Annotated in this window: 12 protein-coding genes; 7 read left to right on the top strand and 5 right to left on the bottom strand. The window is 66.3% G+C overall.

Annotated features, from left to right (window positions below; translation table 11 throughout):
- Positions 1–129: 129 nt before the first annotated feature.
- From ACZLZY_RS01150 to xylB, 4 genes are all read right to left on the bottom strand, one after another.
- Positions 130–1,158, bottom strand: coding sequence for a sensor histidine kinase (locus ACZLZY_RS01150; protein WP_472931570.1), 1,029 nt, complete (start codon positions 1,156–1,158; stop codon positions 130–132).
- Complete coding sequence (locus tag ACZLZY_RS01145) at positions 1,158–1,607, bottom strand: response regulator (protein WP_472931569.1); 450 nt, start codon at positions 1,605–1,607, stop codon at positions 1,158–1,160. Before ACZLZY_RS01145 ends, ACZLZY_RS01150 begins: the two co-directional genes overlap by 1 nt.
- Entirely contained in the window at positions 1,604–3,085 is a 1,482-nt protein-coding gene (locus ACZLZY_RS01140) for a sensor histidine kinase (RefSeq protein WP_472931568.1), read from the bottom strand. Before ACZLZY_RS01140 ends, ACZLZY_RS01145 begins: the two co-directional genes overlap by 4 nt.
- Before the next feature lie 218 nt (positions 3,086–3,303).
- Positions 3,304–4,746 (bottom strand): xylulokinase, encoded by a 1,443-nt coding sequence (gene xylB, locus ACZLZY_RS01135; protein ID WP_472931567.1) that lies wholly within the window; start codon positions 4,744–4,746, stop codon positions 3,304–3,306.
- A gap of 254 nt (positions 4,747–5,000) precedes the next feature.
- On the opposite strand from xylB, the gene ACZLZY_RS01130 reads away from it, so the two are divergent.
- Entirely contained in the window at positions 5,001–5,861 is an 861-nt protein-coding gene (locus ACZLZY_RS01130; RefSeq protein ID WP_472931566.1) for a D-amino-acid transaminase, read from the top strand.
- Positions 5,862–5,933: 72 nt separating this feature from the next.
- Here the strand turns inward: ACZLZY_RS01130 and ACZLZY_RS01125 are convergent, their stop codons facing one another.
- Positions 5,934–7,388 carry a diguanylate cyclase domain-containing protein gene (locus tag ACZLZY_RS01125; protein ID WP_472931565.1) on the bottom strand — a complete coding sequence of 485 codons (1,455 nt, stop codon included), beginning with the start codon at positions 7,386–7,388 and terminating at the stop codon, positions 5,934–5,936.
- 317 nt (positions 7,389–7,705) lie between these two features.
- On the opposite strand from ACZLZY_RS01125, the gene ACZLZY_RS01120 reads away from it, so the two are divergent.
- The 6 genes from ACZLZY_RS01120 to ACZLZY_RS01095 all read left to right on the top strand — a co-directional run bounded on the left by ACZLZY_RS01120 (position 7,706) and on the right by ACZLZY_RS01095 (position 14,167).
- Entirely contained in the window at positions 7,706–8,503 is a 798-nt protein-coding gene (locus ACZLZY_RS01120; RefSeq protein ID WP_472931564.1) for a DeoR/GlpR family DNA-binding transcription regulator, read from the top strand.
- An 88-nt stretch (positions 8,504–8,591) separates the two neighbouring features.
- A complete protein-coding gene (gene glpD / locus ACZLZY_RS01115) occupies positions 8,592–10,109 on the top strand; it encodes a glycerol-3-phosphate dehydrogenase (protein ID WP_472931563.1) in 1,518 nt (505 codons plus the stop codon).
- A 79-nt stretch (positions 10,110–10,188) separates the two neighbouring features.
- Positions 10,189–11,265: an ABC transporter ATP-binding protein gene (locus ACZLZY_RS01110; protein WP_472931562.1), complete on the top strand. Its 1,077-nt coding sequence runs from the start codon at positions 10,189–10,191 to the stop codon at positions 11,263–11,265.
- Between the two features lie 9 nt (positions 11,266–11,274).
- Positions 11,275–12,381, top strand: coding sequence for an ABC transporter ATP-binding protein (locus ACZLZY_RS01105; protein ID WP_472931561.1), 1,107 nt, complete (start codon positions 11,275–11,277; stop codon positions 12,379–12,381).
- The gene (locus tag ACZLZY_RS01100; protein WP_472931560.1) at positions 12,378–13,265 is read left to right on the top strand and encodes a carbohydrate ABC transporter permease; all 888 of its coding nucleotides are present in this window, start codon (positions 12,378–12,380) and stop codon (positions 13,263–13,265) included. The genes ACZLZY_RS01105 and ACZLZY_RS01100 overlap by 4 nt, the downstream gene beginning before the upstream one ends.
- Complete coding sequence (locus ACZLZY_RS01095; RefSeq protein WP_472931559.1) at positions 13,262–14,167, top strand: carbohydrate ABC transporter permease; 906 nt, start codon at positions 13,262–13,264, stop codon at positions 14,165–14,167. Before ACZLZY_RS01100 ends, ACZLZY_RS01095 begins: the two co-directional genes overlap by 4 nt.
- Positions 14,168–14,197 lie beyond the last annotated feature (30 nt).

The following is a 14,197-nucleotide window of genomic DNA, read 5'->3' as shown; positions in this document are numbered from 1 at the left end:
GACCGCGGCGCCGGCAAGCGTCGCGCAACCTCGGCGCGATCGAATGTAGCGCCCTTCGGCGCCCCCCTCTGGCCTGCCGGCCATCTCCCCCTCAAGGGGGGAGATCGGCAGCTTCCCTGTCGGCAGTGTCTACAGCGGCGCCCTCAGCACCGCCCTCACCCCGGTCGGCACCGGCTCGTAGATCACTTCCGACTTCAGGCTGTGGGCCATCGCGCCCATCAGGCGGCGGCCGAGGCCGGTGCCGCGGGCGGTGCCGTCGGCGACGAAGCCGTGGCCGTCATCCTCGACCCGCAGCTCGAAGCCGTCGGCGCCGACCTTGGTGAGGAACACACGCACCTCGCCTGCGGTGGCCGGGTCGTAGGCGTATTTGCAGGCGTTGCTGACGAGCTCGTTGACGATGACGCCGACCGAGACCGCCATGTCGGTCTTCAGCCGCATCGGGTCGACTTCGAGCTTCAGCAGGCGCGGCGCGCTCGGGCTGGTCCACGTCTCCTCGAGTTCCTCGAGCAGTGCGGTGAGGTAGTCGACCATGTCGACATTGTTGACCTCGTCCGAGGTGTAGAGCCGGCGGTGAACCTGGGCGATCGCCAGGATCCGGCGCTGGGTGTCGAGGAGCGCGGCCTTCGCCGTCGGCTCCGACAGGCCGCTCGCCTGCATCTGCACGAAGCTCGATACGATCTGCAGGCTGTTGGCGACGCGGTGGTTCACTTCCTTCAGCAGCGCCTCGAGCCGGGCATTGGAAGCCTGCAGCGACTGCTCGGCCTCCTCCTTGTCCAGCCGCAGCTGGCGGCGCTCGATCGCCTGCAGGAAGGTCGTCGACAGAAGGTCGAAGAAGTCGTCGCCGATGGTCTTCACGACGTAGTCGGTGGCGCCCGCCTTCATCGCGGCGACGGCGATGCGGCTTTCCTCCGAGCCGGTGACGTAGACGATCGGCGGCCGGTAGGGCAGCTCGATCAGCATGGCGAGCGTCTCCAGCCCGTCCTGGCCAGGCATGTAGTGGTCCACCGCGACGACGTCGAACACGCCCTCGCTCGCCAGCGCCATGCCGGCGGCGCCCGATTCGGCCGTCACGACCTCATAGCCACGCCGGCCGAGGGCGCGGGCGGTGATGCGCCGCAAGCCATCGTCGTCGTCGATATAGAGGACGCGCAAGGCCATCAGCCGTCGATTTCCGGCTCGGGCACCTGGATGACGCTGAGGAACAGGCCGAGCTGCCGGATCGCCTGCGCGAAGGACTCATAGTTCACCGGCTTGGTGATGTAGACGTTGGCGCCAAGATCATAGCAGCGCTGGATCTCCACCTTGTCGTCGGTCGTCGTCAGGACGACCACCGGGGTGCGGCGCAGCGGGCTGTCCGGGCTCTTCATCCGCGTCAGGATGTCGGTACCGCTCATGTCGGGCAGATTGAGGTCGAGCAGCACCAAGGCCGGGCCGTTCATCGCCGGGCCGTCGGGCGCGTTGAACATGTACTCGACCGCCGAGGTGCCATCGGTGAAGTGCTTGATGGCGTTGGTGACACCGGCGCGGCGGATGTTCTTCTCGATCAGCCGCGCATGGCCGTCGTCGTCTTCGATCATGATGATGTTGACGGGGTGCGATCCGGTCATGGGGTCATCTCCTTGTTGATGCTGTAGCGCGGCGGCAGCGACAGGCTGAAGGTCGCGCCTTCCCCGAGTGTCGACGCGCAGGTGATGATACCACCCAGACGATAGGCCAGGGCCCGGACATGCGCGAGGCCGATGCCCTCGCCAGGCTGGTCCTGGCTGCCCGAGCGACGGAACAGGTCGAAGATCCGCTCATGGTCCTTCGGGTCGATGCCGCGGCCATTGTCCTCGACTTCGAAGACGACGCGGCCCTCGGCATGGCGTCCGCGGACGACGATGCGTCCGGGGCGGCCGGGCTTGAGGTACTTCACCGAATTCTCGACGAGGTTGGAGAGGATCTGCTCGATCGCGACACGGTCGCTGACGATCCGCGGCATCGGCGTCTCCAGCGCGACCTCGGCGCCGATCTCGGTCAGCCGGTGCTGCAGGCTGCCGACAATGCCGCCGAGCATCTCGGCAACGTCGAGCGGCTCGGGCGAGATGACGCGGCGGCCCTCGCGCGACAGCCGCAGGATGGCGTTGATCAGCCGGTCCATCTTCTGCGTCGACGAGCGGATGAAGCCGATCGCCTCGGGCAGGTCCTCGCGGACGGCAAGGCGCGCCTCCTCGGTGACGATGCCGGGCGCTTCCTCCTCGGCCCGCGACAGCATCTCCGACAACGGCTTCACCGAGGCGTCGAGCTCGGCGGTGAAGCCCATCACGTTCACCAGTGGCGAGCGGAGGTCGTGCGAGACGATGTAGGCGAAGCGCTGGATCTCGTCGTTGGCGCGCTGCAGGTCGGCGGTCCGCGCCTGCACGGCGCCCTCGAGGTTCTCGTTGAGGTCCCGCAGCGTATCGCGGGAGAGCTTGACGTCGTTCAGATTGCGCCGGATGGCCCAGACGGTGACGCCACCGAGGACGATCACGAGCAAGGCTGAAATGCCGAGGACAATGTAGGAGAAGACGAGGCTGCGCTGCTCGAACGCCCGCCGCTCGACGAGCAGCGACTGCTCCTCGGTCGTCATCGCCGAGAGGATCTGGCGAAGGCTCAGCACCAGATCGATGCCGTCGGTGAGGAACTGCTGCGCGGCGACCGCTGCGCCCGACTCCTGCCGGAGGGTGAAGCTGCGCTTCACCTCAGCGACTTGGCGTCCGCTGGTCTCGCGCAGCGTTTTGAGGAGTTCGACCTGGCGCGGATTGTCCTGCGTCAGCTGCTCGAGCCGGTCGAGGCTTTCGGTCAGCCCCGACGACGTGCGCGCGAAGGTTTCGACGAAACGCGGATCCGGATTGAGAATAAACCCGCGGCGGGCGGATTCGGCACGCTCCGTCAGGCTGCGAACCTCGCTAACCGCCAGTTCGACCTGGTAGGTATGAGCAACCCACTGCCCAAGCTCGCTGTTGCGCAAGATGCCCCAAGCGGTCGCGGACACGGCGATGATCAGCGCAAAGAAACCGAGGGCCAGCGCGCCAAAGACGATACGGTTGAGCCGACGGTCGGACATCTTCATTCCATGCAAATCCGCTACCCGACTGTAGGGCAGCAACAATCAGCGCTGAGGCGGAAAAGGGCCGGCGCTGGCGCCGGCCCTACAGTCGCTCTCTATAGACGACATCTTGATGCGGGCGATAGTGCATTTGCAGTCCGGCACTATTGCGACGAGGCCCTTAGCAACAAGGTGGCCAGCTAGGTAAATAAGATACAAACGCCCCTTGCGTAAACTTACGCGTGCCGCACTGCCGGATAAAGGCGGCGGTAGCGCCCATAGGCTTCCTCGACCGCGCCGAACAGCGCCGCCTGCGGCTCGAAGCGCCGCTCGATCGGCGGCTCCAGCATCACCGTCAGGGGATCCGCCCCCGTCGCGGCGCAGAGGCCGAGGCGCGCCGCGCCGAGCGCGGCACCGAAGTCGCCGTCCGCGGGCAGCGCGACCTCGCAGTTGAGGACGGTCGCCATCAGGTCGAGCCAGTAGGTCGAGCGCGAGCCGGCGCCGACGGCGATTAGCCGGTCGACCTTACCGCCGCCGGCCTCCAGGCAATCGCGCATCGAAAAGGCGACGCCCTCCAGCACCGCCCGGGTCATGTCGGTCCGGTCGGTCCCGGCCTCGAGACCCACCAGAACGCCGCGCATCGCCGCATCGTTGTGCGGCGTGCGCTCGCCCGAGAGGTACGGCAGGAAGGTGAGACGGCCGGGCGCCTGCACCTCGCTGCCAAGCCCCCGGGTGAGCTCGCCCGGCTTCTCGCGCAAGAGCGTGCTCAGCCACTCCAGCGAGCCCGCCGCCGAGAGCGTGACGCCCATCTGGTGCCAGGTTTCCGGCAAGGCGTGGCAGAAGGTGTGGACGGCGGTTTCGGGGCGCGGATCGTATTTCTCGGCCGCGGTGAAGAGGACGCCGGACGTGCCGAGCGACAGGAAGCCCGAGCCCGGCCGGACGACGCCGACGCCGCAGGCGGACGCGGCATTGTCCCCGCCGCCGCCGGCGATGACCACGCCGGACGGCAAGCCCCAATCCGCCGCGAGCTCGGCCCGCAGCGTGCCGCTGGCCTCGGTGCCCTCGACGAGGCGCGGCATCTGCGCCATCGACAGGCCGGTGCGGGCCAGCATCCGCTCCGACCAGGTGCGCCGTCCGGTATCCAGCCAGGACGTTCCCGCCGCATCCGACATTTCCGAGACGGCCTCACCGGTCAGCCAGAGACGCAAATAGTCCTTCGGCAGAAGGACGAGGCGGATCTGGTCGAAAATCTCCGGCTCGTGCCGCTGCACCCACAGGAGCTTGGGCGCGGTAAAGCCGGGGAAGACGATGTTGCCGGTGATACCGCGCGATTCGGCATCGTCGAGCTCGGCAGCCTCCGCATGCGAGCGGGTGTCGTTCCAGAAAATGCAGGGACGCAGCGCGCCATGGTCGGCGCCGACCAGCGTCGCGCCGTGCATGTGGCCGGACAGGCCGATGCCGGCGACGGCCGCGAGCGCTGCCGGGTGCGATGCCTTCAGCTGGCGCATCGCCTCGGAACAGGCGTTCAGCCAGCTCGTCGGGTGCTGCTCGGACCAGCCGAAGGCCGGCCGCTCGACGCTCAGCGGCACGCTGACGGTGGCGATCGGGGCCTGGCCCTCGCCGATGACGAGCACCTTCAGCGAGGAGGTGCCGAGGTCGAAACCGAGGTAGTTGGCCATGCTGGCTCCCTGTCTAACGTCGTCGGCCGTCGGGCGGCCGACCTGCCCCATTGCATCGGGCCATGATCTCGGCCCGGTGATAACGGGTTGGGGGATGTCCGCCTAGAGTTTGTCGGGCGAAAGTCGCAACCGGACCGCCGCGGCAGGCGGACAGGAACGGACAGACGGTGGCGGGCACGAAGGCTTCCCGCGCTGGCGCAACGGCGCATTTTCCGATAGCTAGCGCCACCCGCCCTGCCCGCCGTGAGGATCCCATGAGCCGCATCGTCTACGTCAATGGCGCCTTCCTGCCCGAGGCCGAGGCCAAGGTCTCGGTGTTCGACCGCGGCTTCCTGATGGCCGACGGCGTCTACGAGGTAACCACCGTCGTCGACGGCAAGCTGATCGACTTTGCCGGACACATGGCCCGCCTCACCCGCTCGCTCGGTGCCCTCGCGATGGCGGCGCCCGCCGATGCCGAGGCGCTCCTGGCGATCCACCGTTCGCTGATCGTGCGCAACAAGCTGGTCGAGGGGATGATCTACCTTCAAGTGACGCGCGGCGTCGCCGACCGCGACTTCGCCTATCCCAAGGAGGGGACGCCGCCGTCGCTGGTGCTGTTCACGCAGGCGGTGCCGGTGCTGGAGCGCGAGAGCGTGCGCCAGGGGCTGAAGGTCGCGTCTGTGCCGGACCTGCGCTGGGCGCGCCGCGACATCAAGACGGTGCAGCTGCTCTATCCCTCGATGGCCAAGATGCAGGCGAAGGCGCAAGGCGCCGACGATGCCTGGATGGTCGCGCCGGACGGGCTGGTCACCGAGGGCTCGTCGAACAACGCCTACATCATCACGGGGGACGGCGTCATCGTCACCCGCCCGCTGTCGCACGAAATCCTGCACGGCATCACCCGCGTCGCGCTCCTGCGGCTGGCGGCCGAGAACGGCATGACGGTCGAGGAGCGCGGCTTCACCGTCGACGAGGTCAAGGCGGCGGCGGAAGCCTTCATCACCTCCGCCTCGGCCTTCGTCACCCCGGTGGTCGAGATCGACGGGACGCCGATCGGGAACGGCACGCCGGGACCGGCCACGAAACGGCTGCGCGAGATCTACATCGCCGAAAGCCGCAGGACGTCGATCTGAGCCATGCGGCCGGGCTCTCTGCGGCCGCTGGATTGAGCCGCTGACGCCAGTCCGCTGCGTTTCCTCTCGGGCTTAAGCGGAAAGTAGGCGGTGTCCCGCCTGATAGGTCTCGGCGGTACCCCTTTGCCGGCGCTTGGCCGAGTACAGGGCGACGTCGGCCTGCCGTAGCAATTCGCTTCGGCCGATCGGCTCGCTGCCGAGCCAGGCAATGCCGACCGTTCCGGAGACGGGAAGCACGCTGTGCTCGTGCTCAACCATCATGCGCAAGCCGCAGAGGAGTTGCTGGACGATCCGGTCGATGGCATCGAGGTCGGAGGGGTTCGAAAAAATGATCGCGAACTCATCGCCGCCCAGACGCGCCGCCAGGCAATTCGCGAGATAGGGCGCCTTGAAGACCTCCGCGATTCGCCGCAGGAGCTCGTCGCCGACGGCATGCCCGAAGCGATCATTCACGGATTTGAAGCCGTCGAGGTCGATCAGCAGCACAGCCAGACGACGATCCTTCGCGTGTGCCTCGACGATCGCGCCGTCCAGCACACGGTTGAACTCCGCACGGTTTGCCATCTGCGTCAACTCGTCGGTGCGCGACAGGCGGAGCAGTTCCTGGCCGAGGAGATGCGTCTCGGTGATATCCTGGAAGACGCCGATCACGCCGGCCAGCCTTTCCCCGTCCCACTCCAGCTCGCCCATCAGCCGCACGCGCCGGGGATTGCCTTGCGCGGTGATGAAGTCAGTCTCGAGTTCGAAGCGATGTCCCGTCGCGATCGTTTCCGCGAGAGCCGCCGCCACGATGTCCCGGTCCGGTTTTGGATAGAACTCGAAAGCCGTCTCGACCGGCACGGGCGCGTTCATCGACAGTTCGTGGATCGCGAAGACGCCTTCCGACCAGGTCAGCACGTTCTCCGGCAGCGACAGTCGCCAGGATCCCATCTGCGCCATGCGCTCGGCCTGCTTGAACTGCTGCTGCTCTCGCCCGAGCACCACCGCAATACCATGGCTCTCCTGCGCAAAGTCGCTGGCCTTCAACGCCGACGCCCGCGCCTCGATGAGAACTTCGGCAAGCCGGGCAAAATCCCGCAAGGTGTCGAGTTCGCCCGCCGTCATCGACCGTGGCTTGTCGTCGATCACGCAGATGGTGCCGATCGAGACCCGCTCCCCCTCGGCCGAGACCGCCCGGACGGGAATGCCGGCATAGAAGCGGATGTTCGGGGGCCCAATGACGGCGGGACTGTTGGCAAACATCGGGTCCAGGCGCGCGTCGGACACCACCAGTGCCTCGTCCGTGTCGAGCGCCACGGAGCAGAGGGAGTTTTGACGCGGGATCGACAAAAGGTCCAGACCGCATTTTGCCTTGAACCAAAGGCGGTCGGCATCGACGAGGCTCAAAAGGGATATCTTGGCGCCAAGGGTTCGCATGGCCATCGCCGTCAGAAGGTCGAAGTCATGCTCCGGCGGCGAGTCGAGAAGTTGAAGCCTCGCGAGAATATCCGCGCGGCTCCTGTCCATCTCCAAAATGTTCTGCCCCATGGCGGTCCCGCTCTCGTTTTCGTCCTTATAGTCAGGGACATATCTAAATAAAGTTACCTGCCTAACGGCTGTCGCGCTCAAGGCGATGCTCTTCCTCAACCTCTCAGCCGGGAGCGGCGCGCTCCCTCAAATTGTTGGTGCCCTGCTTCCAACGGCAAAGGACGCGAGGAGAGCGCCTCAGTAGCCACGTTCGGGTCCAAGTTACCGCTGTGTGGAGCTTTGGCAGGACGAAACGCTCGTTTGCTGCAGTGCGCTTTCGCTTTTCATCGAACCGCTTTCGCTTTAAGCAAGACAACCTTTCGTTGCCAGGGCCCTCCATGCTTTCTGATCGCCAGCTGCTGATCCTAGAAATCGCCAAGCGTCAGGGCCGTGTGCAGGTCGAGGAGCTGTCGCAGCGTTTCGAGGTCTCGGTGCAGACCATCCGCAAGGATCTGAACGAGCTCTGCGACCAGCGGCTGCTGGCCCGGGTGCACGGGGGCGCGGTGCTGTCCTCTGGGGTCGAGAATGTCGGCTACGATGCCCGCCGGACGATCGCGGCCACCGAGAAGGCGGCGATCGGTCGGGCCGTCGCCGACCTTATCCCCGACCGCGCTTCGCTCTTCGTCAACATCGGCACCACGACCGAGGCGGTGGCGCAGGCCTTGCTGCGTCATGCGGGGCTGATGGTGATCACCAACAACATCAACGTCGCCACCATTCTGCGGCCGTATCCGGAGATCGAGGTGGTGATCGCCGGCGGCGTCGTCCGGCGCTCGGACGGGGGCATTGTCGGCGAAGCCGCCGTCGACTTCATCAAGCAGTTTCGCGTCGACTTCGCCGTCATCGGCGTCTCGGCCATCGATGCCGATGGCTCGCTTCTTGACTACGACTACCGCGAAGTCCGCGTCGCGCAGGCGATCATATCCAACGCCCGGCACGTGATTCTCGCCGCCGACGCGACCAAGTTCGAGCGCAGCGCGCCGGTGCGCGTCGGCCATCTCAGCCAGATCGACAGTTTCGTCACCGACCACTGCCCGGTGCCGCAGATCCGCCGGATCTGCACCGAGGCACAGATCCGCCTGGTCGAGGCCGCTCCCGCATCCTTGTCTTCCACAGGCGGAGAAGACCGCGCATGAATTGCGATTGACTTTCGTTTTACCTTCGCAGAACATCGCCTAAGTTTCGCAAGCGCAAGTTTTATGCTGCAATGCGAAAAGGGACGGTATGGATACCTTCGACATCTTTATCATCGGCGGCGGCATCAACGGCTGCGGCATCGCCCGCGACGCAGCCGGGCGCGGCTATGCGGTGGGCCTTGCCGAGATGAACGATCTCGCCTCCGGCACCTCGTCCTGGTCGACCAAGCTGGTGCACGGCGGCCTGCGCTATCTTGAGCACTACGAGTTCCGCCTGGTGCGCGAGTCGCTGATGGAGCGCGAGGTGCTCTGGCGCATCGCGCCGCACATCATCCGCCCACTGCGCTTCGTCCTGCCGCACCACAAGGGCCTGCGCCCGGCCTGGCTGCTGCGGCTCGGCCTGTTCCTCTACGACCACCTTGGCGGCCGCAAGGATCTGAAGGCGACCGAGACGGTCGATCTGGAGTCCGGCCCGCTCGGGGCGCCGCTGAAGAAGGGCTATGCCAAGGGCTTCGAATATTCCGACGCGCGAGTCGACGACGCCCGGCTGGTGGTGCTGAACGCCCGCGACGCGCTCGCCCGCGGCGCCGAGATCATGGTGCGCACCATGGTCACCGAGGCGAGACGCGAAAACGGCATGTGGCGGATTACCTTGCGCGAGAAGGACAGCGGCGTGACCCGCACGGTGACCGCGCGCTTCCTGGTGAATGTCGGCGGCCCTTGGGTCGACCGGATCATCCAGCAGGCGATGGGCCGCAACGAGGCGCGCCACATCCGCCTCGTCCAGGGCTCGCACATCGTCACGCGCAAGCTCTACGACCACGACCGCGCCTACATCTTCCAGAACGCCGACAACCGCATCATCTTTGCCATCCCCTATGAGGACGACTTCACCCTGATCGGCACCACCGACCAGGATTTCGAGGGCGAGCCGGGGGCGGCAAAGATCACGCCGGCCGAGACCGACTACCTCCTGAAGGCCGCCAGCGAATACTTCGAGACGCCGGTCACGGCCGACCAGATCGTCTGGACCTATTCGGGCGTGCGCCCGCTCTACGACGACGGCGCCTCGAAGGCGCAGGAGGCGACGCGCGACTACGTGCTGAAGGTCGAGGGCGAGGCCGGTCAGCCGGCAGTGCTGAACGCCTTCGGTGGCAAGATCACCACCTACCGCAAGCTGTCGGAGGAAGTGCTGGAGAAGATCGGCGAGCGCATCGGCGCGCGCGGAAAATCCTGGACCGGCACCGAGCCGCTGCCGGGCGGCGCCTTTGCGATCGACGGCGTGCCCGCGCTGGAAGCCAGGGTGCAGGCGGCCGCGCCTAAGCTCGACGCCTGCACCGTGCGCCGGCTGGTGCGTAGCTACGGGCTCGACACGCTGTCGATTCTCGGCGGCAAGACATACCGCGCCGGACCGCTCGGCGAAGATTTCGGCCACGGGCTTTTTCAGGCCGAGGTCGACTGGCTCATCGCCCGGGAATGGGCTCATACTGCCGAGGATATCCTCTGGCGGCGGACCAAGCTCGGCCTGCGTTTTTCCCAGGGAGGGGAAGAGCGCCTGAAGGATTACATGGCGGAGGCAGTGCCGCAGCGGATCGCCGCGGCCTGACACACCCGGCGGCGTCCGCAGACGCCGAGGGTTCTGCTGAGAATGAACGACAAGGTTGCGACCTGGGAGGGTTAGTTTCGTGCTCGAACTTATCGATGTCAGCAGAAGCGTAGGAGCCGATCGGCACATCGCCGACGTCTCGCTTCGGCTGGCCCGGGGATCGCTGAACGTGCTGCTCGGCCCGACGCTCGCCGGCAAGACCAGCCTGATGCGCCTGATGGCCGGGCTCGACCGGCCGACATCCGGCCGCATCCTGATGGACGGCAAGGACGTCACCGGCATGCCGGTGCGCCGGCGCAACGTCGCCATGGTCTACCAGCAGTTCATCAATTATCCCGCCATGACCGTCTACGAGAACATCGCCTCGCCGCTGCGAGTCGCCGGCAAGTCCGGCGCCGAGATCGATGCGGCCGTGCAGAAGGCGGCGGCGCTGATGAAGCTCGGCCCCTACCTCCAGCGCACGCCGCTGACGCTCTCCGGCGGCCAGCAGCAGCGCACGGCGCTCGCCCGCGCCCTCGTCAAGAACGCCGAACTGGTGCTGCTCGACGAGCCACTCGCCAATCTCGACTACAAGCTGCGCGAGGAACTGCGCGAGGAATTGCCACGTCTCTTCGCCGAGGCCGGCGCCGTCTTCGTCTATGCCACGACCGAGCCGACCGAGGCGCTGCTCCTCGGCGGCAACACGGCGACGTTGTCGGAGGGCCGCGTCACGCAGTTCGGCGCGACGCCCGACGTCTACCGCCGCCCTGCCGACCTCGTCACCGCCCGCACCTTCTCGGACCCGCCGCTCAACGTCCTCTCGCTCACCAAGCAAGGCGACCTCCTCACCTCCGCCTCCGGCCTGCGGGTGCCCGTGCCCGGCCGCTTCGGCTACCTCGCGGATGGCCCGTACCAGGTCGGTCTTCGCCCGCACCATCTGTCGCTCGGCGGTGCCGGCGCGACGCGGCTGCGCGGCAAGGTCGTGATCTCCGAGGTGACGGGGTCGGAAACCTTCCTGCACGTCGACTGGGACGCGTCGCGCATCGTGGCGCTCCTGTCCGGCATCCACCGCGTCGAGCCCGGCGATGCCGTCGAGCTCGGCTTCGACCCCACCGACATGCAGATCTTCGATGCCTCCGGCCGCGCCGTCGCGCCGCCGACTGCGCTCGCAGCCTGAGGAGAGAGCATGGCCCGTATCCGCCTCGACCACATCCGCCACGCCTACACCCCCGATCTCGCCCGTGCCGGCAATTACGCCCTGCGCGAGGTCGACCACAGCTTCGACGACGGCGGCGCCTATGCGTTGCTGGGGCCTTCCGGCTGCGGCAAGACCACGCTCCTCAACATCATCTCCGGCCTCCTGACGCCGTCCGAAGGCCGCGTCCTGTTCGGCGACAAGGACATGACGATGCTGACGCCGGAAGCGCGCAACATCGCCCAGGTCTTCCAGTTCCCGGTGATCTACGACACCATGACGGTGCGCGAAAACCTCGCTTTCCCGCTGAAGAACCGCAAGGTGCCGAGAGACGAGATTACCCGCCGGGTCGACGACATGCTGGTCCGCCTCGGTCTCGAGACCAAGGCCGACCGTAAGGCACAAGGGCTGACGGCCGACGAGAAGCAGAAGATCTCGCTCGGCCGCGGCCTCGTGCGCCCCGACGTCAACGCCATCCTGTTCGACGAGCCGCTGACGGTGATCGATCCGCACATGAAGTGGCAGCTGCGCAGCCAACTGAAGGAACTGCACCGGCAGTTCGCCATGACCATGGTCTACGTCACCCACGACCAGACGGAGGCCCTGACCTTCGCCGACAAGGTGGTGGTGATGTACGACGGCGAGGTCGTGCAAATCGGCACGCCCGAGGAACTGTTCGAGCGCCCGCAGCACACCTTCGTCGGCTACTTCATCGGCTCGCCCGGCATGAACGTTCTCGCCTGCGAGGTCGACGGCACCGATGCCGTGATCTCGGGCACGCGCATCGCCTTGCCCGGCGGCGTCCGTCCGACCGGCGGCGCGGCGAAGACCGAGCTCGGCATCCGGCCGGAATTCGTGAAGATCGTCCCGCGCGGCCAGGGCATGCCGATCGCCGTCACCCGCGTCGAGGACATCGGGTCCGAGCGCATCGTGCGGGCCGACTTCCAGGGCCAGAAGCTCGTCTCGGTGATTGCCGAGGGCGAGGCTCTGGCGACGGATGTCGACGTCGTCTTCGACCCGTCGGCCCTTAACCTCTACGCCGATTCATGGCTGGTCGACCGCTCGGCCGGCACGCCGATCCAGGGGAGAGCGGCATGAACAAGACCTTCGACAACAAGGCCTGGTTCTTCGTCCTGCCGGTGCTGGTGCTCGTCGCCTTCTCGGCGGTGATCCCGCTGATGACGGTGGTCAACTATTCCGTCCAGGACACGTTCGGCAACAACCAGTTCTTCTGGAACGGCACGAGCTGGTTCGTCGACACGCTGCAGTCGCCGCGCTTCCACGCCGCGCTCCTGCGAAACCTCGCCTTCTCCGCCATCATTCTCGCCATCGAGATCCCGCTCGGCATCCTCGTCGCGCTCGCCATGCCGAAGAAGGGCATCTGGGTGCCGGTCTGCCTGGTGCTGATGGCGCTGCCGCTGCTGATCCCGTGGAACGTCGTCGGGACGATCTGGCAGGTGTTCGGCCGCACCGACATCGGCCTCCTCGGCCGGTTCCTGTCGGGCCTCGGCGTCAACTACAACTACGTGCAGAACGCCTTCGACGCCTGGGCAACGCTCATCGTCATGGATGTCTGGCACTGGACGAGCCTCGTTGTGCTGCTCTGCTATGCCGGACTCGTCTCGATCCCCGACGCCTATTACCAGGCGGCCAAGATCGACGGCGCCTCGCGCTGGGCCGTCTTCCGCTACATCCAGCTGCCGAAGATGGGCCGCGTCCTCTTGATCGCCGTGCTGCTGCGTTTCATGGACTCGTTCATGATCTACACCGAGCCCTTCGTCGTCACCGGCGGCGGCCCCGGCAACTCGACCACTTTCCTGTCGATCGACCTCGTCAAGATGGCGGTCGGGCAGTTCGACCTCGGTCCGGCAGCAGCGATGAGCCTGATCTACTTCCTGATCATCCTTTTGATGTCCTGGATTTTCTACACGGTCATGGAGAATGCGGGCCGCGACCGCGACGTGAAGGAGCCGGTGGAATGAGCACCGAAGCAACGTTCAACGCCCGGGTGCCGGCCGGCGGCATCCCGTCCGCGGCCCATTCGGAAACCGCCCTCAAGGAGCGCGCCCGCCGCAAGTCTGGGAGCTTCAAGCCGAAGGCGCTGATCCCGATCCTCTACATCTTGTTCCTGTTGCTGCCGATCTACTGGCTGGTCAACATGAGCTTCAAAACGAACAACGAGATCCTGAACCAGTTCACGCTGTTTCCGGCCGAGCCGACGCTCGCCAACTACCGCGTGATTTTCACCGATCCGTCCTGGTACAACGGCTACATCAACTCGATCATCTACGTCGTCATGAACATGGTGATCTCGGTGGCGGTCGCGCTGCCGGCGGCCTACGCCTTCTCGCGCTACCGCTTCCTCGGCGACAAGCACCTGTTCTTCTGGCTGCTGACCAACCGCATGGCGCCGCCCGCGGTGTTCGCGCTGCCCTTCTTCCAGCTCTATTCGGCTTTCGGCCTCATCGACACGCACATCGCCGTGGCGCTCGCGCACTGCCTGTTCAACGTGCCGCTGGCGGTGTGGATTCTCGAGGGCTTCATGTCGGGCGTGCCGAAGGAGATCGACGAGACCGCCTACATCGACGGCTATTCCTTCCCGAAGTTCTTCTTCAAGATCTTCACGCCGCTGATCGCCTCCGGCATCGGCGTCGCCGCCTTCTTCTGCTTCATGTTCTCCTGGGTCGAGCTCCTGATCGCCCGCACGCTGACCGTGACCGACGCCAAGCCGATCGCCGCGATCATGACCCGCACCGTCTCGGCGTCCGGCATGGACTGGGGCGTGCTCGCCGCCGCCGGTGTCCTGACGATCATCCCCGGCGCCATCGTCATCTGGTTCGTGCGCAACTACATCGCCAAGGGCTTTGCCCTCGGGAGGGTGTGATGGCCATCGTCAGTTTCTGGGCAAGACGAA

This window comes from Mesocryomonas lacus, from assembly GCF_055730135.2.
Note: the sequence above shows the minus strand (reverse complement) of the source record. Positions and strands in the feature narration are given on the sequence as shown.